The following is a 25,186-nucleotide window of genomic DNA, read 5'->3' on the forward strand; positions in this document are numbered from 1 at the left end:
GTGCACAACGACGGGCACGGTGCCGCGGCCGGTCCGGCCGCAGTGCACCATGGACCGATGCGCGATGACGAGGCGGTCGCTGCCGTGGGGACGATCGGGGGACTCGTCCATCGCGCCGTCGACGGCGACGAGCAGGCCACGCACGACCTGCTGGCCCACGTCCACCCTCTGGCACTGCGCTACTGCCGCACCCGGCTGTCCCGGCTGCCCGGCGACGCGCGCCACTTCGTGGAGGACCTCGCCCAGGAGGTCTGCGTCGCGGTCCTCCTCGCCCTGCCCCGCTACCGGGACACCGGTCGGCCCTTCGAGGCCTTCGTCTTCGCCATCGCCGCGCACAAGGTCGCCGACCTGCAGCGGGCGGCGATGCGCCACCCGGGCTCGACGGCGGTCCCCTCCGACGAGATGCCCGAACGTCCCGACGACTCCCTCGGTCCCGAGGAGCGCGCCCTGCTCAGCAGCGACGCCGAATGGGCGAAGAAGCTCATGGCCAACCTGCCCGAGAACCAGCGGGAACTGCTTCTGCTGCGCATCGCGGTGGGACTCACCGCGGAGGAGACCGGCCAGATGTTGGGAATGTCACCCGGGGCGGTCCGGGTGGCCCAGCACCGGGCGCTGAGCCGGTTGCGCGCGCTGGCGGAGCAGTAGACCGCTCCGCCGGGCACGCCGAAGCCGCCCCGGAGAGAGCGCTTTCGCCGACGGGCGGACCTCCACTGAACGGGCGGGCCGCGTTCTCCGTACGAACATACGAAGCCCGGAGTCACGCGCATCCGTGGAATTCGGGCGGTGCGCTTCCCGTTAGCATGGACATCCGCACCGATCAAGGCCATTTGGGGAAGGTGTCATGACTGCAAACGTCGACGGAGTGCCCGCCAAATTCGCGACCCTCGGGCTCACCTACGACGACGTGCTGCTGCTGCCGGGCGCATCCGAGGTGCTCCCCAACGCGGTCGACACCTCGTCCCGCATCTCTCGCAATGTTCGTGTCAACATCCCGCTGCTGTCGGCGGCGATGGACAAGGTGACCGAGTCGCGCATGGCGATCGCGATGGCCCGTCAGGGCGGCGTCGGCGTGCTGCACCGCAACCTGTCCATCGAGGACCAGGTCAACCAGGTCGACCTGGTGAAGCGTTCCGAGTCCGGCATGGTCACCGACCCGATCACGGTGCACCCGGACGCGACGCTCGCCGAGGCCGACGCGCTGTGCGCCAAGTTCCGCATCAGCGGTGTGCCGGTCACCGACGGCGGCGGCAAGCTGCTCGGCATCGTCACCAACCGCGACATGGCCTTCGAGTCCGACCGCTCGCGTCAGGTGCGCGAGGTCATGACCCCGATGCCGCTGGTCACCGGCAAGGTGGGCATCTCCGGCGTCGAGGCGATGGAGCTGCTGCGCAAGCACAAGATCGAGAAGCTTCCGCTGGTCGACGAGGCGGGTCTCCTCAAGGGCCTCATCACGGTCAAGGACTTCGTCAAGGCCGAGAAGTACCCCCGGGCCGCCAAGGACGGCGAGGGCCGGCTGCTCGTCGGCGCGGCCGTCGGCGCCAGCCCCGAGGCACTGGAGCGCGCCCAGGCACTCGCCGAGGCCGGTGTGGACTTCCTGGTCGTCGACACGTCCCACGGGCACAACAGCAACGCCCTCAGCTGGATGTCGAAGATCAAGTCGAGCGTCCGTGTGGACGTGATCGGCGGCAACGTCGCCACCCGTGACGGCGCCCAGGCCCTGATCGACGCGGGCGTGGACGGCATCAAGGTCGGTGTCGGACCCGGCTCGATCTGTACCACCCGGGTGGTCGCCGGCATCGGCGTCCCGCAGGTCACGGCCATCTACGAGGCGTCCCTCGCGGCCCGTCCGGCGGGCATCCCGCTGATCGGCGACGGCGGCCTGCAGTACTCCGGCGACATCGGCAAGGCGCTGGCCGCCGGCGCCGACACGGTGATGCTGGGCAGCCTCCTCGCCGGCTGCGAGGAGTCGCCCGGCGAGCTGCAGTTCATCAACGGCAAGCAGTTCAAGTCGTACCGCGGCATGGGCTCGCTGGGCGCCATGCAGTCCCGCGGCCAGGCCAAGTCGTACTCCAAGGACCGCTACTTCCAGGCGGAGGTCGCGGCCGACGACAAGCTCGTGCCCGAGGGCATCGAGGGCCAGGTGCCCTACCGCGGACCGCTCGGCAACGTGCTGCACCAGCTCGTCGGCGGTCTGCGCCAGACCATGGGCTATGTGGGCGCCGCCACCATCGAGGAGATGGAGACCAAGGGCCGCTTCGTCCGGATCACCTCCGCGGGTCTCAAGGAGAGCCACCCGCACGACATCCAGATGACGGTCGAAGCGCCGAACTACAGCAACAAGTAGACGCGCGCGAGCGACGAGCAGGCGCTCACGCGCGCGTGAGACGCGACAAGGGCGGTCCCGGGACATCCGGGGCCGCCCTTGCCGTAGCCGTCGGCGATACTGGAAGACGCTGCAACGCATCAGGGAAAGGCCACACACGTGACTGAGATCGAGATCGGGCGCGGCAAGCGCGGCCGCCGGGCGTACGCCTTCGACGACATCGCCGTCGTCCCCAGCCGCCGTACGCGGGACCCGAAGGAGGTCTCGATCGCCTGGCAGATCGACGCCTACCGCTTCGAACTGCCCTTCCTGGCCGCCCCCATGGACTCGGTCGTCTCCCCGGCCACGGCCATCCGCATCGGTGAGCTGGGCGGTCTCGGCGTCCTCAACCTCGAGGGCCTGTGGACCCGGCACGAGGACCCGCAGCCGCTGCTCGACGAGATCGTCGAGCTGGACGCGGACACCGCCACCCGCCGCCTCCAGGAGATCTACGCGGCTCCCATCAAGGAGGAGCTGATCGGGCAGCGCATCAAGGAGGTGCGCGACTCGGGCGTGGTCACCGCCGCCGCGCTCTCCCCGCAGCGCACGGCCCAGTTCTCCAAGGCCGTCGTCGACGCGGGCGTGGACATCTTCGTCATCCGCGGCACGACGGTGTCGGCGGAGCACGTCTCCGGTTCGCACGAGCCGCTGAACCTGAAGCAGTTCATCTACGAGCTCGACGTCCCCGTGATCGTCGGCGGCTGCGCCACCTACACGGCGGCGCTGCACCTGATGCGCACGGGCGCGGCGGGCGTCCTGGTCGGCTTCGGCGGCGGCGCGGCGCACACCACCCGCAACGTGCTGGGCATCCAGGTCCCGATGGCGACCGCGGTCGCCGACGTGGCCGCCGCCCGCCGCGACTACATGGACGAGTCCGGCGGCCGGTACGTGCACGTCATCGCGGACGGCGGCGTCGGCTGGTCCGGCGACCTCCCCAAGGCGATCGCCTGCGGCGCCGACTCGGTGATGATGGGCTCGCCGCTCGCGCGCGCGACCGACGCGCCGGGCCGCGGCAACCACTGGGGCATGGAGGCCGTCAACGAGGAGCTGCCGCGCGGCAAGAAGGTCGACCTCGGCACGGTCGGCACGATCGAGGAGGTCCTGACGGGCCCCTCGCACACTCCCGACGGCTCGATGAACTTCTTCGGCGCCCTGCGCCGCGCCATGGCCACGACCGGCTACAGCGAATTGAAGGAGTTCCAGCGCGTCGAGGTCACGGTGGCGGACTCGGTGCACCGGCGGTAGTCCCACACGGACACCCACACGGACACGGACGGCGGAAAGGGGCCGGTCATCTCACCCGGGTGAGATGACCGGCCCCTTTCGCATGCCCGCGCGGGCAGGGGCGGATGTCGCGGGACGGGGGCGCACCCGTCGGCCGTCACGGCGGACCTTTTGCGGAGCCCGCGGCGGCCGTGTGCGCGCCGGCCTCACAACCGGTGCGCCGCCCCCGTGGGCGTGGCGCCCCGCGTGTCCAGCAGCAGCTGCGCCTTCACCGACAGGCCCTGGAGGTCGTACGTCCGGTGCTGCTGGAGGAGGATCGTCAGGTCGGCGTCGGCGGCGGCCTCGTAGAGGGAGTCGGCGCGCGGCACCGGGCGGTCCAGGACGCTCCAGGACGGGACGTGCGGGTCGTGGTAGCTGACGGCGGCGCCGAGCTCCATCAGGCGGATCGCGATCTCACGGGCGGGGGCGCCCTGCTCGTCGGCGAGGTCGGCCTTGTAGGTGACGCCGAGCAGCAGCACGCGCGCGCCCCGCGCCGACTTGCCGTGCTCGTTGAGGAGGGCGGCGGCGCGCTGGACGACGTAGCGGGGCATGCGGTTGTTGACCTGTTGGGCGAGTTCCACCATGCGCAGCGTGCTGCCCGGCCGGCCGGCGTGGTCCAGGGGGACGGAGTGGCCGCCGACGCCGGGTCCGGGGCGGAAGGCCTCGAAGCCGAAGGGCTTGGTCTCCGCGCAGCGCACGACGTCCCACAGGTCGACGCCCAGGTCGTGGCAGAGGACGGCCATCTCGTTGACGAGGGCGATGTTGACGTGCCGGAAGTTGGTTTCCAGGAGTTGCACGGTCTCGGCTTCCCGCAGGCCACGCGCGCGTACCACCTTGTCGGTGAGCCGGCCGTAGAAGGCGGCGGCGGACTCGGTGCAGGCGGGGGTGAGGCCCCCGATGACCTTCGGGGTGTTGGCCGGGGTGAAGGCGCGGCTGCCGGGGTCGACCCGGCTGGGGGAGTGGGCGAGGTGGAAGTCGCGGCCCGCGCGGAGGCCGGATGTCTCCTCCAGCAGCGGCAGCAGGAATTCCTCCGTGGCCCCGGGGTACACGGCTGACTCCAGGATCACGGTGGTGTGCGGGCGCAGGTGCCCGGCGAGGGTGCGGGCGGCCGCCTCCACCTGGCTCAGGTCGAGACGGCCGTCGGCGTCGCGCGGGGTCGGGGCGCAGATGACGGCGGTGCGCACCCGGCCCAGGTCGGCGGGGTTGGTGGCGGTCCGGAAGCCCCCCGAGAGCATCCGGCGCAGTTCGGCGGGACTCAGCGAGCCGGCCTCGGGGCCGGTGCGGTAGCCGACGGTGGGGATGCCGGCGGCCACGGCGGCCTGGGCCAGGGGGAGACCGAGCGGGCCGAGTCCGATGACGGCGAGATCTGCGGGCATGGCGTATGCCGTCCTTCCCAGTAACCGAGGTGGGACAGGTGCGCAAGCCCGGTGGACAGGATGGGCGAGCGCAATGTCAGACTAGGAGTAAATATGACCGTTATGCGGGATTGATCGACTGTGTTGACCGGCCGTGTTCCCCGGCGCTGCCCGATGTCCCCCGGCGTCCCGGTGTCCCCGACGGCGGCGGTCAGGTTCCGTGAGAGTTGTCCACAGGCTGGGGCTCGTGGTGGCTGAAGTGGCGCAGCGCGGTCAGAATCTGGGCATGGGGGATACGGACGGGGTCTCGCTCCGACGAGCGCGGCCGGCACGACCGACAGCGGGAGGCAGCGGTGAGGACAGCGACACTGGGGCCGGCGCAACGAGCCGAGTCACTGGCGGCGATGGCCGAGCGTGAACTGGACGTGCTGGTGGTGGGAGCCGGTGTGGTCGGTGCCGGCGTCGCGCTGGACGCCGTGACACGTGGCCTGTCCACCGGCCTGGTCGAAGCGCGCGACTGGGCCTCGGGCACGTCGAGCAGGTCCAGCAAGCTGATCCACGGCGGACTGCGCTATCTCGAGATGCTCGACTTCGCGCTGGTGCGTGAGGCGCTCAAGGAGCGCGGACTGCTGCTCGAACGGCTCGCCCCGCACCTCGTGAAGCCGGTGCCCTTCCTGTATCCGCTCCAGCACAAGGGCTGGGAGCGGCTGTACGCGGGCTCGGGCGTCGCCCTCTATGACGCGATGTCCATGGCCCGCGGGCACGGACGCGGGCTGCCGACCCACCGTCATCTGAGCCGACGCCGTGCGCTGCGCGTGGCACCCGCCTTGAAGAAGGACGCCCTGGTCGGCGCGTTGCAGTACTACGACGCCCAGATGGACGACGCCCGATTCGTCGCGACGCTGGTGCGCACCGCGGCGTCCTACGGGGCGAAGGCGGCCAACTGCGCGCGCGTCACCGGATTCCTGCGTGAGGGCGAACGGGTCGTGGGCGCGCGGGTGGAGGACGTCGAGGCGGGTGGGGAGTACGAGATCCGCGCCCGGCAGATCGTCAATGCCACGGGTGTGTGGACCGACGACACCCAGGCGATGGTGGGCGAGCGGGGACAGTTCCATGTCCGCGCGTCCAAGGGCATCCACCTCGTCGTGCCGAGGGACCGCATCAGCTCCTCCTCCGGGCTGATCCTGCGCACCGAGAAGTCGGTGCTGTTCGTCATCCCCTGGGGCCGGCACTGGATCATCGGCACCACCGACACCGACTGGGACCTCGACAAGACCCACCCGGCCGCCTCGAGCGCCGACATCGACTACCTCCTCGAGCATGTGAACTCGGTTCTCGCGGTGCCGCTGACCAGGGACGACGTGGAGGGCGTGTACGCGGGGCTGCGGCCGTTGCTGGCGGGCGAGTCCGACGCCACCAGCAAGCTGTCCCGGGAGCACACCGTCGCCCATCCGGTGCCGGGGCTCGTGGTCGTCGCGGGCGGCAAGTACACGACGTACCGGGTGATGGCCAAGGACGCGGTCGACGAGGCGGTGCGCGGCCTCGACCAGCGGGTCGCCGAGTGCGTCACGGAGGACGTGTCGCTGTTGGGCGCGGAGGGCTACCGGGCGCTGTGGAACGCGCGGGCGCGGATCGCGGCGCGGACCGGCCTGCACGTGGTGCGGGTGGAGCATCTGCTCAACCGCTTCGGGGCGATGGCGGAAGAGATCCTGGACCTCGTCGTCGCCGATCCGTCGCTGGGCGAGCCGCTCCAGTTCGCCGATGACTACCTGCGCGCGGAGATCGTGTACGCCGCCTCCCACGAGGGAGCACGGCATCTGGACGATGCGCTGACGCGCCGCACGCGCATCTCCATCGAGACCTTCGACCGCGGTACCCGCAGTGCCCTGGAGGCCGCCGAGCTCATGGCCCCGGTCCTCGGCTGGGACAAGGACCACATCGAGCGAGAGGTCGAGCACTACCAGAAGCGGGTGGAGGCCGAGCGGGAGTCGCAGCGCCAGCCCGACGACCTGACGGCGGACGCTGCACGACTGGGTGCGCCGGACATCGTTCCCCTCTGACGGCTCCTCGGGCGACGCCCGGATCGGCGGCTCCTCGGGCGACGCCCGGATCGACGACTTCTCGGGCCCGCCCGGATCGGCGGCTCCTCGGGCGACGCCCGGATCGACGACTTCTCGGGCCCGCCCGGATCGGAAGGACGGCGGCCCGGGCCGTCTCGGGAGACGGCGGGCCGGGCCCTTCCGGGACCCGGCGGCTCCGGTCCCTGCCGGGAACGGGCCGGTGCCCTTCGGGACCCGGCGGTTCGGTGCGGGGCTCGGGCCTGTGGCGGGACCCGGCGGTTCGGTGCGGGCCCGTGCCTGCTGCGGGACCCGGTGGCTCCGGCCGGCCTCGGGCCTGCTGCGGGGCCGGGCTCTCGGTCTATCGCACCGGCACAGGGGCGGTCGGCCCCTGTGTTCTGGGCCCTGACCGCGTTTCACTCGAACGGGTGCTGCGATGCGGGATCTCCGTTCGGGTCCGGCTCGTTCTACGGATTGCGAGGACAGAACTCGGCGGCGAGCAGGGCCGGTTCGAGGTCGGGATCTGCGATCGCCGTCGTGTTCACCCGGAAGGTGAGGACACGCCGGCCGTCGACGGTGGCTGCGGTGCGCACGTAACTGCCCGGGATCCGGCCGTTGTGCCCCCACACCGTGACGCCGCACGGGAGCTTCGCGGGGAACAGGCCCATGCCGTACGAGCCGTGTGCGGTACGGGTGTCGAGCATCTCGCGCAGCCGGCGCGGGGGCAGAAGTTCGCCGCCGAGCAGTGCCGCGTAGAAGCGGTCCAGATCGGCGAGCGTCGACACCAGCTCGCCCGCGGCCCCGGCCACCCGCGGGTCGAGTTCGGTGACGTCGGTTCCGTCCGGGCCGTAGGCGCGGCCGTGCGGGGAGGGCAGGGAGACGCGGGATCCCGGGAAGGAGGTGCCCGTCAGACGCAGGGGAGCGATGATCCGCTGCTCGGCCTCCGAGGCGTACGAGCGGCCGGTGACCTGCTCGACGACCAGGCCGAGCAGAACGTAGTTCGTGTTGGAGTAGGCGAAGCGGCCGAGGTCGGCCGGAGAGTGGGTGACAGCGGTACGGACGGCTTGAAGCGGAGCGAGAGGTACGGCGCCTGCGGTGTCCCGGGTGTAGTCGTACAGGCCACTGGTGTGGGTGAGCAGGGAACGAAGGGTCAGCGCGCGCCCGTCGTTGCCGGCCCCGCGCACCAGTCCCGGCAGATGCGATTCCACGGTGTCGGACAGTGCGAGCCGGTGCTCCTCGGCCAGTTGGAGCACCACGGTCGCGAGGAAGCTCTTCGTGACGCTGCCGGCCCGGAAGCGGTCGGACCGGGAGATGCCCGGGCCCGCCTCGGCGTAGCGGGCACCGCTCTCCTCCCGGGTCAGCAGGGCCGCGGCGGGCGCGCCGCCCCGGGTGAGCAGCAGCGGGAGCAGCAGATCCGTGGGCGCAGTGGAGGTGGCCTGCGAACTCGTCGTGCACAGGCAGAGGAGCGCCAGGGCCACCGGGAGGGCGGCAAGGCTCCGACGCGACGGCATCATGGGTCCCCCTCCCTCCTCGGCCCCGACTCTTTTTCCACCTGCTCGTCGCACCCATCATCCAGGGTGGGGGCGCACGCTTCCCACCTGGTCCGCGACCCCTGACCGGCGCTCGAGCGGCGCATTGGCCGGAGCGTGCTGCACCTTCTGGCCGGAATACTCCCCTCCTGGGGTGCGGTCGGGATGCGGTGAGGGGCACCCTGGGCGTCGGGCACTTGTCGGGTGAGGGACAATGGAGGCTCTGTCAGGGCGGGTTGCATGAGGGGACGCATGTCGGAGGCGGAGCGGGTGGGAGCATCCCGTCAGGACAAGAGCGCACGTCTCCTCGCCGGGCGGTACCGGCTGGGAGACGTACTCGGCCGCGGCGGCATGGGGACGGTGTGGCGCGCCGAGGACGAGACCCTCGGACGCACGGTCGCCGTCAAGGAGCTGCGGTTCCCGGGAAACATCGACGAGGACGAGAAACGCCGCCTGATCACGCGGACGTTGCGCGAGGCCAAGGCCATCGCGCGGATCCGCAACAACAGCGCGGTGACGGTCTTCGACGTGGTCGAGGAGGACGACCGGCCGTGGATCGTCATGGAGCTCGTCGAGGGCAAGTCGCTCGCCGAGGTCATCCGTGAGGACGGCGTGCTGGACCCGAAGCGCGCTGCGGAGGTCGGGCTGGCCATCCTCGACGTGCTGCGCTCCGCGCACCGCGAGGGCATCCTGCACCGGGACGTGAAACCGTCCAACGTGCTGATCGCCGAGGACGGCCGGGTCGTGCTCACGGACTTCGGCATCGCGCAGGTCGAGGGCGATCCGTCCATCACCTCCACCGGCATGCTCGTCGGCGCGCCCTCCTACATCTCCCCGGAGCGGGCCCGCGGGCACAAGCCGGGGCCGGCGGCCGACCTGTGGTCGCTGGGCGGTCTGCTGTACGCGTCGGTCGAGGGATCGCCCCCCTACGACAAGGGCTCCGCCATCGCGACGCTCACGGCGGTGATGACGGAACAGCTGGAGGAGCCGAAGAACGCGGGTCCGCTGCGGGACGTCATCTACGGCCTGCTCACCAAGGATCCCGCGCGGCGGCTCGACGACGCCGGTGCGCGGGCGATGCTCGACGCGGTGCTGCACGCGCCCGAGCCGCGGTACGCCGAGCCGGCGGACGCGACGAAGGTCGTGCCGCTGCCGGTGCCGCCGGACGGCCCCATCGGCAGGGGGAGTTCGGCGGGCGCCGAACCCGGCGAGAAGCTGCGCGGCGCGCTGCGGTCCGTGCGGAAGGTCGCGGTGGCGGCGGGAGCGGCGACCTCGGCGGTCGCGGCCCGCGCCAAGTCGTCCAACGGGACGAGTGGTTCCGGATCCGTGGGCGCGGGCGAGGCGCCGAAGGGGGGCGGGGCGTCGTACCAGTCCGGTGGCGCTTCCCCCGCCGCGACGCCCACGGTGCCGCCTCCGCCGTCGGCCGCCGCGCCCGCTGTCCAGGCGTCCGGCAACTCCGCGACGCGCTCGGCCCAGGCCGCGGGTTCGGGTGCGGCGGCAGGTGCGGGATCGGCGAGCCGGGCAGGGTCCGGGGCGGCAGCGGCGTCCGCGTCCGTGCCGGCGGCGCGTTCCGGTTCGGGTTCCGCCGTGGGCGCCGCGTCCGCTTCGGGCAGTGCTGCCGGGGGGAACGGCGAGAGCGGCGGGCGGAGGTCGGGATGGCCCGTCATGACGCCTCCGGACCTGCCCCCGCGGTCCGTGCCGAGGGCTCCGCTGACCGACGTGGTGCCGAAGCGGACGCTGGTGATCATCGCCGTGGTCGTGGCGCTCGCGGTGCTCGGCACGGTACTCGCCCTCACGCTCGGCGGCGGTGGCGGCGACTCGGCGGCCGGCGCGAAGGGCGGCGCCTCCACGGCGGCGGCCGGGAGCGCGAGCGCCGGCTCCGACACCAAGGAGGACACCGGCGACGCGACGCGTAAGGACGGGCCGGGTTCGAAGGACCAGTCGCAGTCCGGGACGTCGGGCTCCACGCCGAGCAACACCACCGCGGCCGGCGGCGCCGGGGCCGGCGCCACCGAGGACGGCGGGGCGGTGACGACGTACAAGGGCGCGCAGGGGTACACGATCGGGCTGCCCGCGGGGTGGAAGTACCGGACCACGGTGGCCGCGGGAGACCGTTTCACCGGGCCGGGCGGGCAGAAGCTGCTCGTCGCCTGGACGAACACGCCCAAGGGCAGCCCCGTGGCGGACTGGAAGAACCAGGAGCGCTACATGGTGCGCTCCCAGTACAAGAAGGTCCGTATAGCGCAGGTGAACTACCGCGGCTGGAACACGGCCGACTGGGAGTTCACCTACAAGGAGGGCGGGACGGCCTACCGCACCGTCGACCGCGGGTTCGTCGTCGACGACGGTCTCGGGTACGCGTTGATGTACACGGCGAAGGCCGCCGCCTGGGGCACCGACCTGCGCGCCACCACCTGGGCGACGCTGACGGACACCTTCATGCCGAAGAAGTAGCGGCCGCCGGGCGGCCGGGTTCGGAACGCGAGATCCGGCATCCTCTCTTTGCGGGTTGCCTCCGGCACGTATCGTGAGTGGTTGCGGACCGTACGCATCCAGCAATGCGGCTGGATTCGGCTGCAACGGCACGCAAGGCGAACGGAATTGACCGACCGGGCGGCCGGGGGAGGCAACGTGGACGATTACGCGGGTCGGGTACTCGCCGACCGCTACCGCCTGCCGCTGCCGCTTTCGGACGAGTACGAGCACGAGAGCCGGGCCTTCGACACTTACAGCGGCCAGGAAGTCCTGGTCCGCCAGGTGCCGCTGCCCGAGGTCGTCGAGGCGGAGGTGCTCGACGCTGAGGGACTGCCCGAGGGCTTCACCGCCCGTGAGCGCGGGGCACGGCGGCCGGGGACGCGTGCCGCCGGCGAGGCCTCCGGGACACGCCGGCCCGCCGATCCCGTCGTACGGCGCGCGATGGAGGCGGCGCAGGCCGCGGCGGGCATCCCCGACCATCCGCGGCTCGACCAGGTCTTCGACGTGTTCGCCCAGGGCGGCTCGCTGTGGATAGTGAGCGAACTCGTCGCGGCGCGGCCGCTGTCGGCGCTGCTCGCCGAGCAGGCGCTGACGCCGTACCGGGCGGCCGAGGTCGCCTCCGACGTGCTCATGGCGCTGCGGGTGCTGCACGCACACGGGTGGGTGCACCGGAACATCACCTCCCGCACGGTGCTCGTCTGCGACGACGGACGGGTCATGCTGACCGGGCTCGCGGTCGGCGCGGCGGAGGAGGCGCTCTGCGGATACGACCCGGTGCCGGCCGAGAACACGACGGCGAGCGGGACGGACCGGGCCGACCGGGCGAGCGATCAGGCCCCCGGCGGTGCGGCGGCGGTCGGGCCCGCGGGGACGGGCGGCCGTCCGGGGTCCGGCGGCCGCCCGCCGCACGGTGTGGGCGCCGGACCAGGCGGCGGCGCGGGCATAGGCAGGGGCGCCGGTGCGCCGCGGGCCGGGGCGGTGGACGCCGAGGCCGCCCGGCGGGCCGCCATAGAGGCGCGGGCGTCCGGTGCACGGCCGGTGCCGGCCGGGGAGCCGTCCGGCGCGGGCGGGACCTCCGGCGCGGTGGCGCGCAGGGCCCCCGTGGAGACCGGCGCGGACGTCCGTGCCGCGCGGGCCGGGGCGATCGCCGCGTACCGCGCCGGAGCACGGGCCGCGGCCCGCGTGCAGGAGGCCCAGGAGGCGCAGCAGAACGGCCGCGCGGCGCTGCCCGGCGCCCGCACCCCGGCCGACGGCGATCCCGAAGCCCTGGGCGCCAACCCTCCCGGACAGATCGCCGACCCCTACGGCGTCCAGGGCGCGCCCGTAACCGGTCCCGCGCGGTACGGCGCTCCTCCGTCGGCGCACGCTTCGCTCGCGCCTCCCGCCGGACAGGGTCCGCAGACCACGCAGGGGGGCCCGGCAGGCGAGACACGGACCGGAGCCCGCTGGGACGGGCAGCCGGCCGCGGCGTCCGGCGCGGGCGTCGGGCGCGGCCCCGCCACCGCGCTGGCGGCCGAGCGGGCCCGGCAGGCGCGCATGGCCGTCGTCGGGCCGGTCACCGAGCGGTGGGCGCCCGAACAGGCCGGACCGGTGCACGAGAACTGGCAGCTGGCCGCGCCGATCGGCCCCGCGACCGATCTGTGGGCGCTCGGTGCGCTGCTGTTCAGGGCCGTCCAGGGCCACGCGCCCTACCCGGAGGAGTCGACGGCCGAGCTGGTGCAGATGGTGTGCGCCGAGCCGCCCGCCTTCGCCGAGGAGTGCGGACCGCTGCGACCGGTCGTCGAGTCGCTGCTGCGCCAGGACCCCACCGACCGCCCCGACTTCGAGGAGCTGCGCGGCTGGCTGCGCTCGCTGGTGCGGTCCGCGCCGGAGCCCGAGGCGGGCACGCACGTCGTCGTCGCCCCGCCGGCCGATCCGCGCCGGCTGCCGATCGTCCGCCGCAAGGGCGAGCTGGTGCGCCGACGGCGCGCCGGGCTGCCCGCGTCGCACGCACGGCACAAGCGGGGCCGTCCCGAACCGGGCCGTTCGCCGCGCAGTCTGGGCCGCACCCTGGTCGTGCTGGTCCTGCTGGTGCTGGCCGCGGCGATCGCCTACGCCATGGTGTTCATGCCGAAGGCGGGCGAGGACGACGCCGCCGGCACGGACGGCGGACGGCGGCCCGGGGCCACCGGGACGCCGGCCGGCCAGGAGCCCACCGCCAGCAGCGAACCCCGGCCCGACCAGACCGCGCCCGCCGACGGCGTCTCCGGGTCCCCGTCGTCCTCGTCGGCGCAGGCCACTCAGACCGGCGGGTCCGGCGCGGGCGTCGCCGCCGGCTTCACCCTCCGCAAGGACGAGGCGGGCTTCCAGATCGCCGTGGCGAACGGCTGGAACCGCACGCCGAAGAACGGCCGAGGCCAGATCGTCTACACGCACGGCGACTTCGAGCTGATCATCGTGCCGGGGCGGGACGGCACGTCCGGGAACGGCAGCGACCCGATGGTCTACCAGCGGGAGAAGGAGAGCGAGCTCCAGCCGTACCGCGCCTCCAGTTGGGCGACGGCCTCCGGGCTGCGCACGACGACCGTGGGCACGCGGACCATGGCCGAGGGCCAGTTCACCTGGACCGACGGCGACGGTCGCAAGCTGTATGTCCGCAACCTCGCGATCCTGATGGCCGGGAGGTACCACATCGTCCAGGTCAGAGGGCCGGAGGCGGAACGGGACGAGGTCACGCGGCTGTACGAACAGGCGGCGGCCACCTACCAGTACACCGGCTGAGCGCCGCCGGTCCGGCCGGTTCCCGAGCCTGCGGGGAAGCGACAACCGTCACAGTGCTGTCTCCTTGGCACCCCTGCGGTTCCGTGGAGACGGCAAGGTCTTTACGCTGACCCTGTCAAGAGCATTGCGGGGCAACGTGAATCAGATGCAGGGCCAGCTCCTGTCCGGCCGCTACCGGCTCGCCGACGCCATCGGGAGCGGCGGCATGGGCCGAGTCTGGCGTGCCCACGACGAGCTGCTGCACCGGGCTGTCGCCATCAAGGAGCTGACCGCCGCGCTCTACGTCGCGGAGAGCGACCAGGCCGTGCTGCTGGCGCGGACCAGGGCGGAGGCCCGGGCGGCCGCGCGGATCAACCACTCCGCCGTGGTCACCGTCCATGACGTGCTCGAACACGACGGCCGGCCGTGGATCGTGATGGAGCTGGTCGAGGGCCGTTCGCTGGCCGACGCCGTCAAGGAGGACGGCCGCGTCGAGGCCGCCGAGGCCGCCCGGATCGGCCTGTGGGTGCTGCGCGCGTTGCGCGCCGCGCACTCCGCCGGTGTACTGCACCGCGACGTCAAGCCCGGCAACGTGCTCCTCTCGCACGACGGGCGGGTCCTCCTCACCGACTTCGGCATCGCCCAGATCGACGGCGACACCACCATCACACGCACCGGCGAGGTCGTCGGCTCCGTCGACTACCTGGCCCCCGAGCGGGTGCGCGGCCATGATCCCGGCCCGTCCTCCGACCTGTGGGCGCTGGGCGCGACGCTGTACACGGCGGTCGAGGGACGCTCGCCCTTCCGGCGCACCTCGCCGCTGACCACCCTGCAGGCCGTGGTCGAGGAAGAGGCCGCCGACCCGCGCCACGCCGGCCCGCTGGGCCCCGTCATCAGCGCCCTGCTGCGCAAGGACCCGGCCGCCCGCCCCGGCACCGCCGAGGCCGAGCAGCTTCTCGCCGAGGCGGCCGAGGGACGGTTCTCGCACGGGGCCCAGGCATACGTGCCCCCGCAGTACGGCGGGCCCGACCCGGGCACCGGGGGTCACCGCACGGCATCCCGCTCGGGGTCCCACCCGACACCCGCCACCTCGTACGTTCCCGCCGGGCCGGAGGCGACACCGGGCCATCCCGTGACCGGCCCCACCCTCATGGGCCCGGCACATAGCGGCCAGGGACCCACGCACACCGGCCAAGGCCCGTCCCACATCGGCCAGGGCCCGTCCCACACCGGCCAGGGGCCGACGCACATCGGCCAGGGCGCGCCGGCCGGGCCGGCGGCGGAGCCGCCACGGCGCCGTCGTCGGCTGCGCTCGCTCGCGCTGGTGGTGGCCGTCGCCGCGCTGGTCGGCGGGGGGACGGCCGTGGTGCTGCAGAAATGGGACCCGGGGCAGCCGCCGACCGTCGACTCCGGGGCGCCGTCCGACTCGCCGAGCCCGACGAGCACCGCCACCTCCAAGGAGGAGGGCGCCGTGCCCGACTCCTGGCAGCCCGTCGACGACCCGCTGGGCTTCGGGCTCTCGCTCCCCAAGGGCTGGGAGCGCAAGGTGTACCAGGACGACGGCGACCTCCAGCAGGTCGACTACTCACCCGACGGCGGCAAGCACTTCGTCCGCATCGCCCTCGACAAGTCCCCCGACTTCAGCGACCCGTACGCGCACCAGATCGACCTCGAACAGCAGCTCACGAGGCTGGTCCACTACACCCGGGTCACCCTCGAGAAGAACCTCTACCGCGACCGGGCCGCCTCCGAGTGGGAGTACACCTGGACCGCGCAGGCCAAGGACACCGCGTTCCCCGGGCCGCGCCGCGCGATCGAGGAGACGTACGTGGCCCGCAACGGCGCCGAGTACGTGATCTACATGTCCTCGCCCGCCGAGGACTGGGCCACCACGGCCAGGCAGTTCCCATCCGTACTGCGGAGCTGGCGCGAGCCCACGGCGTAGTACCGGCCGCACGGTCCCGCAGTTGGCCGGACGGCGCCCCGGAGGCGGCCCGTCCGGTGGGGCATGATGTGCCCATGGGGACCGAGGGGGACGGGAGCACCGCACGGGTCATCGCGGGCCGTTACCGGCTGGAGGCGAGACTCGGGCGCGGCGGCATGGGTGTCGTGTGGCGGGCCACGGACGAGCTGCTGGGACGGCGTGTCGCGGTCAAGGAGCTGACCCAGGACGACACGCTCTCCGACGAGGAGGCACGCGAACGGCGCGACCGGACGCTGCGTGAGGCACGCGCGGTCGCCCAGTTGCGCCACCCGCACGTCATCGTCGTGCACGACGTCGTCGTGGAGGACGAACGCCCGTACATCGTGATGGAGTTGCTGGACGGCGGCTCGCTCGCCGACCGGATCGCCGAGCACGGCCCGCTCGCACCGGGCGAGGCGGCCAGGATCGGCATCGCCCTGCTCGGCGCCCTGCGCGCGGCGCACGCGGCCGGGGTTCTGCACCGGGACATCAAACCCGCGAACGTCCTGCTGGAACGCGACGGCGACCGGGTCGTCCTCACCGACTTCGGCATCGCCCAGGTCTCGGGCGCCACCACGCTCACCCAGACCGGTTCGTTCGTCGGCTCGCCCGAGTACACCGCGCCGGAGCGGATGTCCGGGGCGCGCACCGGCGCGGAGTCCGACCTGTGGTCGCTGGGCGCGCTGCTGTGCACGGCGCTGAGCGGCGAATCGCCCTTCCGGCGGGACTCGTTGGGCGGCATCCTGCACGCGGTGGTGTTCGCCGAGATCCGTACGCCCCCGCAGGCGGGGCCGCTGCTGCCGGTCGTCCGGGGTCTGCTGGAGCGCGATCCGGACCGGCGGCTGGGCGGGGAAGAGGCGGAGCGGCTGCTGCGCGCCTACCTCGACACCGGGTGCACGCCGACGCCGGTGTCGTCCGACTACACGCCGACGCAGGCCGACCTGCCCCGGCCGCAGCCGGAGCAGGCCGCCCGGGAACGCTCCACGCGCAGTGTGCTGGTGGCCGCACTGCTGGTCGCCGCGATGGCGGGCGCGGGCGTGTCGGCGGCAGCGCTGCTGATGAAGGGGGAGGGCGACGGAGGGCGCGCGCCCGCGAGTTCGGCGCCGGCGGTCTCCGTGAGCGGGTCGGGGCGCCCGGCGAGCGGGTCCCCGAGCGCGCCGGTGTCCTCCGCTCCGTCGCCCGCCGCCTCGCTCACCCCGACCCGTACGCCGTCCGCGCCCTCCGGCTACCGGGTGGCCGAGGACCCCGCCGGGTTCGCGCTCGCCGTGCCGGAGGACTTCACGCGTGTGCCGCAGGGCGAGCGGGTGTTCTACATGTCGCCGGGTCAGGTCTTCCGGCTCGGCGTCAAGGTCTCCGGCGCGTCGCCGGACGGCCCGCTCGCCGTCATGGAGCGGGCCGCCGCCCAGGGGGCGGACACCAACCCGGGCTACCACGACGGCCGGGTCACCGAGACCAGCCAGGGCGGACGGCCCGCCGCCCTCTGGCAGTTCACCTGGAACGGCTTCAGCGCGGCGGAAGGCCCCCGGCACACCTACGACCTGTGCTGGGAGGAGGGCGGGCGGCTGTACGACGTGTGGGTCTCGGCGCCGCTCGGGAAGGTGCGGGAGGCGCGGGAGTACTTCGACGTCGCGGTCGACACCTTCGTCGTCGGGTGAGCGCCCGCGCGGAGTGTCCGCGTAAAAGGGGCATAAGGAGCGGTACGCGTCACGGGTCTGTGACCGGTGGGCCGGACCGGTGGAAATCGGCCGAGGTGGCGCGATGGGATGAGCCCATGAGTCACTACGGGGGAGTCGGGCCAGGGCCCGACGACACGACGAGTTTTGTTCTGCAACCGCCGAACCCGCACCCGCAGGTAGACCCGAACCCGGCTTCGGGCGGCGTGCCGGCGCAGCCGCCGGAGGCCGGGACGGTGGACGGGTCAGTGGCCGGGCCGGCGTCCGGGTCGGCGCAGGATCCCGGAGTGGGGCGGCTCGTCGCGGGACGCTATCGGCTGCTCGCCAAGCTCGGGCACGGCGGCATGGGCACCGTGTGGCGCGCCAAGGACGAGACCGTGGACCGCGAGGTCGCCGTCAAGGAACCCCGTGTGCCGGACCACCTTCCCGAACGCGAACGGGCCAAGGCGTTCGAGCGGATGAGGCGCGAGGCACGGGCCGCAGCGCGGCTCGACCATCCGGCCGTGGTCAACGTCCACGACGTCGCCGTCGTCGACGGCCGGCCGTGGATCGTGATGGAGCTGGTCCACGGACGTTCGCTCGGCGACGCCCTGGAAGAAGGCACGCTCGGAACGCGCGAGGCGGCCCGGGTCGGCCTGGAGGTGCTCGGCGCGCTGGAGGCCGCGCACGCGGCGGGCATCCTGCACCGGGACGTCAAACCGGACAACATCCTGCTCGGCCGGCACGACAGGGTCGTCCTCACCGACTTCGGCATCGCCCGGATCGAGGGCGAGACCAACCTGACCGACACCGGCGGCTTCGTCGGCTCGCCCGAGTACATCGCGCCCGAGCGGGTGCTGGGGCGGCGTCCCGGGCCCGCCGCCGACCTGTGGTCCCTGGGCGTGGTGCTGTACGCGGCGACCGAGGGCGTGTCGCCGTTCCGCCGCAGCAACACCCCGGCCACCCTGCAGTCCGTCCTCAACGCGGCGCCCGCACCGCCCGCCGCCGCGCAGGGGCCGCTCGCCGAGGCGGTCGACGGCCTGCTGCGGAAGGACCCGGCGCACCGTCCGACGGCCGGGCGGGTGCGGGCGCTGCTGGAGGCCGCCGCGAACCCGCCCGCGCCGCAGCCCGCGCGGGCAGTCCCGGACCCCGAACCGCCGCGCGTCCGGCGCCGGCCCGGCCGCGCGGCCTGGACCGGGATCGGCGCCGCGGTCGTCACGGCGGCGGCAGCGGCGTACCTGGTGTTCGCCGATCCGTTCGCGGGACCGCTGCCGGACGGCTGGACGACGAAGCCCGAGAAGGACGTCACCGCGACGCTGGCCGTGCCCGACACCTACGTGCGCAGCGAACCCGAGAAGACCGCCCCCGCCGACGAGCACTGGGTCGGCTACACCGACCCCAGCGGCGCGATCTCGGTCGTCCTGCGGGTGAAGCGCGGGGCGGAGGACAGGGGCCATCAGATCAAGGACTCCGCGGCGGCCGAGATGTACGCCGACATCGGGGACTTCAAGCAGTCCGGCAGCTACGAACTGGACATGCCGAAGGGGCCCAGAACCCGCACGGACGACAACCCGACCTTCCACGGCCGCAAGGCCGCCGGGAACACCGTCGTCTACACCACGGACGACAGCCTGAGACCGGTCCCGCGCGAGCTGCGGATCCTGTACTACAAGTCCACCGCCGGCGACATGTACAAGCTCATGGTCGGCTATCCGGGCAAGGGCGACTTCACCGCCCGCGGCCGCGAGGTGGCCCGTACGGCGATCGCCAACCTGGAGATCGACCGGCTCTAGCGACCGCCCCAGGACCGCCCTGGGATCACCCCGGGACCGGTGCTGGACCGCATCGGGACCGGGGCGGTCGCGACGGGGTGGCGAAAGGCACGGGAAACGCGGGATATATGGGGCTCGACGCGCTGATCAGCGGGTTTGTTGCCAGTGAACGCTGGCGGCATGTGTGTGGCCGGTGAATCCCTATTACCGGCGGGTACCCAAAGTCCCCCGCACGTCATACCCTGCGGCTCATGACGGACTCGCAGGCCCCGGAGAAGACTTCGGAACAGACGCCGGAAAAGACTGGCACCAACCCTCTCGCCCCTGTCCCCACCGGCGTCCGTACCGCCGCCGACGTGGTGACCCCCGAGCTGGTGGCCCAGCTCACCAAGGGGGTGACCGGCTCCGGCCGCACGGCCAACCACACGCCGTTCACCGGTGAGAAGCTCGCCGACCTGCCGGAGTCCACCCCCGAGGACGTGCTCAAGGCCTACGAGGCGGCCCGCGCCGCCCAGGCGGTGTGGGCGCAGACGCCGGTCCGGGAGCGGGCCGCCGTCCTGCTCCGCTTCCACGACCTGGTGCTGGAGCGCCAGGCCGAGGTGCTCGACCTCATCCAGCTGGAGACCGGCAAGGCCCGTCTGCACGCCCACGAGGAGGTGCAGGCCGTCGCGGTCGCCGCCCGCCACTACGGCCGCAAGGCCCCCTCCTACCTGCGCCCCAAGCGGCACGCCGGTGCCATGCCCACTCTCACCAAGGTCACCGAGCTGCGCCATCCGCGCGGTGTCGTGGGCCAGATCGCCCCCTGGAACTACCCGCTGGAGCTGTCGGTCGGCGACGCGCTGCCGGCGTTCGTCGCGGGCAACGCGGTCGTCATGAAGCCGGACACGGAGACCTGCCTGACCGCCCTGTGGGCCCGTGACCTGCTCGTCGAGGCCGGTCTGCCCGCGGACGTCTTCCAGGTGGTCCTGGGCGAGGGTCCCGTCGTCGGCCCCGAGGTCGTCCGGCACGCCGACTACGTGTCCTTCACCGGCTCCACCCGCACCGGCCGCGAGGTCGCGCAGGGCGCCGCCGCCCGGCTGATCGGCGTCTCCCTCGAACTCGGCGGCAAGAACGCCATGCTGGTGCTGGAGGACGCCGACATCGAGAAGGCGGCGGCCGGCGCTGTGCGCGCCTGCTTCTCCTCCGCCGGCCAGCTCTGCATCTCGATCGAGCGGCTGTACGTCCACGAGTCGATAGCGGACGCCTTCGTCGAGCGCTTCGCCGCCCGCACCCGGGCCATGCGCCTGGGCACCTCCCTGGCCTACGGCGCCGACATGGGCTCCCTGGTCGGCGAGCGTCAGCTGGAGACGGTGACCCGGCACGTCGAGGAGGCCGTCGCCAAGGGCGCCACGGTCGTCGCCGGCGGCGTCGCCCGCCCGGACGTCGGCCCGTACTTCTTCGAGCCGACCATCCTCGACGGCGTCACGGAGCCCATGTCCGTCTGCACCGAGGAGACCTTCGGCCCGGTCGTCTCGATCTACCGCTTCAAGACCGACGACGAGGCGATCGAGCACGCCAACTCCACGCCGTACGGCCTGAACTCGTCGGTGTGGACGAAGGACGGCCGCCGCGGCCGGGAGGTCGCCGCCCGGGTGCGGGCCGGCACCGTGAACATCAACGAGGGCTACGCCGCCGCCTACGGCAGCGTCCAGTCCCCGATGGGCGGCATGAAGGACTCCGGCCTCGGCCGCCGGCACGGCTCCGACGGCATCCTCAAGTACACGGAGGCGCAGACGGTGGCCCAGCAGCGCCTGCTGCCGATGGCGCCGGCGCTCGGCATGGACGACGAGAAGTACGCGGCGTTCATGAGCACCAGCCTGAAGGTGATGAAGGCACTCCGGCTGCGCTAGTGCCGCGACCCGGGTGAAACGACCGGTCCCATCCGTTCTCGACGAGGAGAGCACGTGTCCCAGGACGCCTACGACTACGACGTCATCGTCGTCGGATCCGGCTTCGGCGGTTCCGTGACCGCCCTGCGGCTCACGGAGAAGGGCTACCGGGTAGGCGTCCTGGAGGCCGGCCGCCGTTTCACCCGGGAGTCGCTCCCCAGGAACTCCTGGGACCTGAAGAACTACCTGTGGGCCCCGAAGCTCGGCATGTACGGCATCCAGCGCATCCACCTGCTGGGCAACGTCATGGTGCTGGCCGGCGCCGGCGTGGGCGGCGGCTCCCTCAACTACGCCAACACGCTCTACGTGCCGCCGAAGCCGTTCTTCGACGACCCCCAGTGGCGTGGCATCACCGACTGGCAGGAAGAGCTGCGGCCGTACTACGACCAGGCACGGCGCATGCTCGGCGTCCGCCTCAACCCGACGACGACCCCTTCCGACGTGCACCTGAAGGCGGCCGCCGAGCGGATGGGCGTCGGCGACACCTTCCACATGGCGCCCGTCGGCGTGTTCTTCGGCGACGGCGAGGACGCCGACGGCACGGCGAAGGCGAAGCCGGGGGAGCAGGTCGACGACCCCTACTTCGGCGGCGCGGGCCCGTCCCGCAAGGCCTGCACCGAGTGCGGCGAGTGCATGACCGGCTGCCGGCACGGTGCGAAGAACACCCTGAACGAGAACTACCTCCACCTCGCCGAGAAGGCGGGCGCCGTCGTGCACCCCCTGACGACGGTGGTCTCCGTCACGGACGACTCGCAGGGCGGATACGCGGTGGCCACGCTGCCCACCGACGAGCGCCGCAGGGGCAGGGCGAAGGCGAGGGGCCGGGTCTTCAAGGCCCGCCGGGTCGTCCTCGCCGCCGGCACCTACGGCACCCAGACCCTGCTGCACCGGATGAAGGCCAACCGCCAGCTCCCGTACCTCTCGGACCGGTTGGGCGAGCTGACCCGTACCAACTCGGAGGCGCTGGTCGGCGCGCAGACCGACGACCGGCGCTACCGCAAGGCGACCGGCGCGCCGAAGGTCGACTTCACGCGCGGCGTCGCCATCACCTCGTCCGTCCACCCGGACGCCGACACCCACATCGAGCCGGTCCGCTACGGCAAGGGCTCCAACTCGATGGGCGGGCTGTCGATCCTCCAGGTGCCGTACGCGGAGGGCTCCTCCAGGGTGGCCGGCTGGCTGACGAACGCGGCCCGCCACCCGCTGCTCGTGCTGCGCTCGCTGTCCAACCGCCGCTGGTCGGAGCGAACCATCATCGGCCTGGTGATGCAGTCGCTGGACAACTCGCTGACGACGTATCTCAAGCCGTCCGGCGTGGGCCGGGGCCTGCTGACGGCGCGACAGGGACACGGCGCCCCCAACCCCAAGCAGATCAAGGCCGCCTCCGAGGCCGCCTCCGCGATCGCCGCCGACATCAACGGCTTCGCGGGTTCCAACGTCGGCGAGCTGATGGGCACCCCGCTCACCGCGCACTTCCTCGGCGGCTGCCCCATCGGCGACTCCCGCGAGACCGGCGTCATCGACCCGTACCACCGCCTGTACGGCCACCCCGGCATCTCGGTCGTCGACGGCGCGGCCGTCTCGGCGAACCTGGGCGTGAACCCCTCGCTCACCATCACCGCCCAGGCGGAGCGCGCGATGTCGTACTGGCCCAACAAGGGCGATACGGATCCGCGACCGGCACAGGGCGCGGCATACGAACGGCTGGAGCCTGTGGAGCCGGTCAGCCCGGCGGTGCCGGCGGACGCCTTCGGCGCGCTGCGCCTGCCGTTCCTCGGGATGCCGACGGTCCCGCCCCGGCCGTAGCAGGAGGACGGCTCTCGCCCGCGCCCATGCCCATGCCCGTGCGGGCACGTACGAGTAGTCACGACTACGACGCGACGAGACGCGTACGGGCGACGACGACACGACGAAGGGACCTGCGCCCCCTCCGGGCGCAGGTCCCTTCGTGTGTCCCGACGCGGGTTACGCGTGCGTGCCGACCTTGCGGCGGCGGACGGCGAACACCGCGCCGGCGCCGGCGAGCACGGCGACCCCGCCGACCAGGCCGATCACCGGCAGCGCCGAGTCGGAGCCGGTCTCGGCGAGACTGCCGCTGATCGGCTTGGCGTCGCCCTGGGGCTTGACGCCGGAGGTGGGCTTGTCGCCGTTCGGCTTGGCGTCGCCGGAGTCGCCCGCGTCCGCGCCTGCGGCGAGGATCCGGACGTCGTAGAAGTCACCGTTGCCGTAGCAGGCGGAGCCCTCACCGGCGTAGATGGCCTCGCTCAGCGCGAACGAGGAGCCCGCCGGGGCGGAGGCCTTGACCTTCACCCGCAGTTCGAGGCTCGCGGAGGAGTGCTTCTCCAGCGTGTCGAGCAGGCCGACGAACGATCCCGTGACGTTGACGGTCTTGCCGTGCTCGTCCTCGAAGGAGTCCTGGAAGCTGTTGGTCCACTTGCCGTCCTCCTTGACCTGGATGACGGCGAGACCCTCGGACAGGAACGCGTCGTTCGCTTCGTCGCCGTATTCGAGGAACGCGTCGATGTACACGTTCTTCAGGTCGCGGTCGGAGTCGTTGTCGACGGCGAACGTGAAGCCGTGCCAGCCGGAACCGGCGACGATCTTGCTCGGCAGGCCCTTGACCTGAGCCGACAGCTTCTCGTCCAGGTCGAAGGAGTCACAGTCCTCGTACGGGTCGAACCCGTCTCCGCTCTCGGTGGCCGACGCGCTCGCGCCGGCCTTCTCCGAGCTGGAGGAGGAGGGCGAGGAGGAGCCGGACGAAGAGCCGGACGCCTTCTTGTCGTCCGACGGCGACGACGAGGCCGACGAGGCCGACGAGGCGTCGGTCGGGGCGCCGGACGTGCTCTGGCCGTCCGAGGCCGCGGCGGACGCCGAGGAGGTGCCGGTCTCCGAGGAGGACGCGCTGGGGGAGGACGTGCCGCCCTCCTCCGCGAAGGCGACGGGTGCCGACAGCAGCGCGAGCGGCGCGATGACGGCGGTCGCGGCCACGGTGACCATCGTGCGGCGGAGATTCATGAAGACCTCGTGGATCTGGTGGTGGAGGCCTTCCGCATGGGGGTGTGGGAGTGGCCTTGGCTCGGTACGTGTGACCGGTCATGGCCTGAAACAGTTGTCCTGAACTCACAGGTTCTTTATGTGACACCCGCCACAAGGGCCCCCGCTCGCCGGAGAAGACCCTCCGGACATGGCGAAGGGCCCCGCGGGACGGATCCGCGGGGCCCTTCTTTACCGTCAGCACCGGCGTCAGGGCAGCGCCGGTGCCTGGGAGCGGCGCCGGGGGGTTGCGCCGCTGGTCTGGACCTCTGGCAGTCGAGAAGGGCAACAGCGCACGTGAGGCAGTTGCCCGAGGGGGACTTGGGCCTTTTCGGGGCTTTCTCGCATCGTGCTGGATGAGCGCGGCCTCCGCAACCGTTTGACCCAGCCTTGTGCATTTTTGCATTTTCCGCCGGTCGGCCCCGGGCGTCCCCGAGGCCGGCCGTTCCCTTGGGTGACCGGGCTGCTGTCCCCTGCCGTCCGGTCACTTTCCGGAGCGAGGTCCCACGGCGCACGAAGCGATCCGTACGCCTCTCGCCCCAGCGAGCCACGCGTGGTTCTTTCCGGGCCCGCCCCTGGCTGGCGCGGACACGGGGACCAACGAAGCGACCCGGGCGCCGGTCACGCGCCGTACGGGTGAGAGGACGTCCGAACTGGCGCGCGACCCGGGCCCGCCGTCGCGCGGCTCCCCACGGGGCTCGGCGTCAGACGCGGCCCCGGCACAGTTCCAGCAGCGTCATCGCCAGGGACGTGCCGGGCTTGCCGAGCGCGTCGCTGTAGTGCCCGAGGACCTCCATCTCGCGGGAGAGGTTCACCCGCCGCCCGCCGGAGGTCATGCGGGCCTCCTGGATGACGGCCGAGACGGCCATCCGTTCCTGGATCAGACCGATGATCCGGTCGTCGAGCGCGTCGATGCGATCCCGGGCGCCGGTGATCACGTCGGCGGCCTCGGCGGTGCGGGCGCCGGTCTTCTCGGCGGCGGCCTCGGTGGCGGTGGCCGTGGAGGTGGCGGTGGTGGCGGTGGTCATGTCGGGGCTCCTGGTGGGATGAGGGGCCCC

Annotated in this window: 15 protein-coding genes; 11 read left to right on the forward strand and 4 right to left on the reverse strand. The window is 72.7% G+C overall.

The genetic code is table 11. The features are described from left to right. Window positions 1-57: 57 nt before the first annotated feature. From QF032_RS24035 to QF032_RS24045, 3 genes are all read left to right on the forward strand, one after another. Window positions 58-645, forward strand: a complete 588-nt coding sequence (locus tag QF032_RS24035; RefSeq protein ID WP_306949727.1) for a sigma-70 family RNA polymerase sigma factor — start codon at window positions 58-60, stop codon at window positions 643-645. 196 nt (window positions 646-841) lie between these two features. Further along, window positions 842-2,344: an IMP dehydrogenase gene (gene guaB / locus QF032_RS24040; RefSeq protein WP_307045331.1), complete on the forward strand. Its 1,503-nt coding sequence runs from the start codon at window positions 842-844 to the stop codon at window positions 2,342-2,344. A gap of 138 nt (window positions 2,345-2,482) precedes the next feature. After that, window positions 2,483-3,607, forward strand: coding sequence for a GuaB3 family IMP dehydrogenase-related protein (locus QF032_RS24045; RefSeq protein WP_107442347.1), 1,125 nt, complete (start codon window positions 2,483-2,485; stop codon window positions 3,605-3,607). A gap of 185 nt (window positions 3,608-3,792) precedes the next feature. Here the strand turns inward: QF032_RS24045 and QF032_RS24050 are convergent, their stop codons facing one another. Continuing rightward, window positions 3,793-5,001 (reverse strand): nucleotide sugar dehydrogenase, encoded by a 1,209-nt coding sequence (locus QF032_RS24050; RefSeq protein WP_307057441.1) that lies wholly within the window; start codon window positions 4,999-5,001, stop codon window positions 3,793-3,795. 332 nt (window positions 5,002-5,333) lie between these two features. Between QF032_RS24050 and QF032_RS24055 the strand changes: the two genes are divergently transcribed. Next, complete coding sequence (locus tag QF032_RS24055; protein ID WP_307057443.1) at window positions 5,334-7,040, forward strand: glycerol-3-phosphate dehydrogenase/oxidase; 1,707 nt, start codon at window positions 5,334-5,336, stop codon at window positions 7,038-7,040. Between the two features lie 464 nt (window positions 7,041-7,504). On the opposite strand, the gene QF032_RS24060 is transcribed toward QF032_RS24055, so the two are convergent. Beyond that, complete coding sequence (locus QF032_RS24060) at window positions 7,505-8,548, reverse strand: serine hydrolase domain-containing protein (protein ID WP_307060351.1); 1,044 nt, start codon at window positions 8,546-8,548, stop codon at window positions 7,505-7,507. A 270-nt stretch (window positions 8,549-8,818) separates the two neighbouring features. Between QF032_RS24060 and QF032_RS24065 the strand changes: the two genes are divergently transcribed. The 7 genes from QF032_RS24065 (at window position 8,819) to QF032_RS24095 (ending at window position 22,901) form a co-directional block, all read left to right on the forward strand. After that, window positions 8,819-11,020: a serine/threonine-protein kinase gene (locus tag QF032_RS24065; protein WP_307060352.1), complete on the forward strand. Its 2,202-nt coding sequence runs from the start codon at window positions 8,819-8,821 to the stop codon at window positions 11,018-11,020. Window positions 11,021-11,197: 177 nt separating this feature from the next. Then, a complete protein-coding gene (locus QF032_RS24070; protein ID WP_307057444.1) occupies window positions 11,198-13,801 on the forward strand; it encodes a protein kinase in 2,604 nt (867 codons plus the stop codon). A gap of 145 nt (window positions 13,802-13,946) precedes the next feature. After that, window positions 13,947-15,725 (forward strand): serine/threonine-protein kinase, encoded by a 1,779-nt coding sequence (locus QF032_RS24075; protein ID WP_307057446.1) that lies wholly within the window; start codon window positions 13,947-13,949, stop codon window positions 15,723-15,725. A gap of 74 nt (window positions 15,726-15,799) precedes the next feature. Beyond that, window positions 15,800-17,398: a serine/threonine-protein kinase gene (locus QF032_RS24080; protein ID WP_307045336.1), complete on the forward strand. Its 1,599-nt coding sequence runs from the start codon at window positions 15,800-15,802 to the stop codon at window positions 17,396-17,398. Between the two features lie 116 nt (window positions 17,399-17,514). Then, window positions 17,515-19,188, forward strand: a complete 1,674-nt coding sequence (locus QF032_RS24085) for a serine/threonine-protein kinase (protein ID WP_307057448.1) — start codon at window positions 17,515-17,517, stop codon at window positions 19,186-19,188. 230 nt (window positions 19,189-19,418) lie between these two features. Then, complete coding sequence (locus QF032_RS24090; protein ID WP_307045338.1) at window positions 19,419-21,056, forward strand: succinic semialdehyde dehydrogenase; 1,638 nt, start codon at window positions 19,419-19,421, stop codon at window positions 21,054-21,056. Window positions 21,057-21,110: 54 nt separating this feature from the next. Further along, the gene (locus tag QF032_RS24095) at window positions 21,111-22,901 is read left to right on the forward strand and encodes a GMC oxidoreductase (RefSeq protein ID WP_307045339.1); all 1,791 of its coding nucleotides are present in this window, start codon (window positions 21,111-21,113) and stop codon (window positions 22,899-22,901) included. A gap of 159 nt (window positions 22,902-23,060) precedes the next feature. Here the strand turns inward: QF032_RS24095 and QF032_RS24100 are convergent, their stop codons facing one another. Both QF032_RS24100 and QF032_RS24105 read right to left on the reverse strand, forming a co-directional pair. After that, entirely contained in the window at window positions 23,061-24,110 is a 1,050-nt protein-coding gene (locus tag QF032_RS24100) for an LAETG motif-containing sortase-dependent surface protein (protein ID WP_307057450.1), read from the reverse strand. Between the two features lie 722 nt (window positions 24,111-24,832). Then, entirely contained in the window at window positions 24,833-25,156 is a 324-nt protein-coding gene (locus QF032_RS24105; RefSeq protein WP_307045341.1) for a chorismate mutase, read from the reverse strand. Between the last annotated feature and the right edge of the window lie 30 nt (window positions 25,157-25,186).

Origin of the sequence: Streptomyces achromogenes (genome assembly GCF_030816715.1) — a bacterium.
GTDB lineage: Bacteria > Actinomycetota > Actinomycetes > Streptomycetales > Streptomycetaceae > Streptomyces > Streptomyces achromogenes_A.

Excerpts from the sequence above, each read along its gene's own strand:
- QF032_RS24100 (WP_307057450.1), bottom strand. The coding sequence starts at position 24,110 with ATGAATCTCCGCCGCACGATGGTCACCGTGGCCGCGACCGCCGTCATC.
- QF032_RS24105 (WP_307045341.1), bottom strand. The coding sequence starts at position 25,156 with ATGACCACCGCCACCACCGCCACCTCCACGGCCACCGCCACCGAGGCC.
- QF032_RS24080 (WP_307045336.1), top strand. The coding sequence starts at position 15,800 with ATGGGGACCGAGGGGGACGGGAGCACCGCACGGGTCATCGCGGGCCGT.
- QF032_RS24075 (WP_307057446.1), top strand. The coding sequence starts at position 13,947 with ATGCAGGGCCAGCTCCTGTCCGGCCGCTACCGGCTCGCCGACGCCATC.
- guaB (WP_307045331.1), top strand. The coding sequence starts at position 842 with ATGACTGCAAACGTCGACGGAGTGCCCGCCAAATTCGCGACCCTCGGG.
- QF032_RS24085 (WP_307057448.1), top strand. The coding sequence starts at position 17,515 with ATGAGTCACTACGGGGGAGTCGGGCCAGGGCCCGACGACACGACGAGT.
- QF032_RS24060 (WP_307060351.1), bottom strand. The coding sequence starts at position 8,548 with ATGCCGTCGCGTCGGAGCCTTGCCGCCCTCCCGGTGGCCCTGGCGCTC.
- QF032_RS24090 (WP_307045338.1), top strand. The coding sequence starts at position 19,419 with ATGACGGACTCGCAGGCCCCGGAGAAGACTTCGGAACAGACGCCGGAA.
- QF032_RS24050 (WP_307057441.1), bottom strand. The coding sequence starts at position 5,001 with ATGCCCGCAGATCTCGCCGTCATCGGACTCGGCCCGCTCGGTCTCCCC.
- QF032_RS24035 (WP_306949727.1), top strand. The coding sequence starts at position 58 with ATGCGCGATGACGAGGCGGTCGCTGCCGTGGGGACGATCGGGGGACTC.
- QF032_RS24065 (WP_307060352.1), top strand. The coding sequence starts at position 8,819 with ATGTCGGAGGCGGAGCGGGTGGGAGCATCCCGTCAGGACAAGAGCGCA.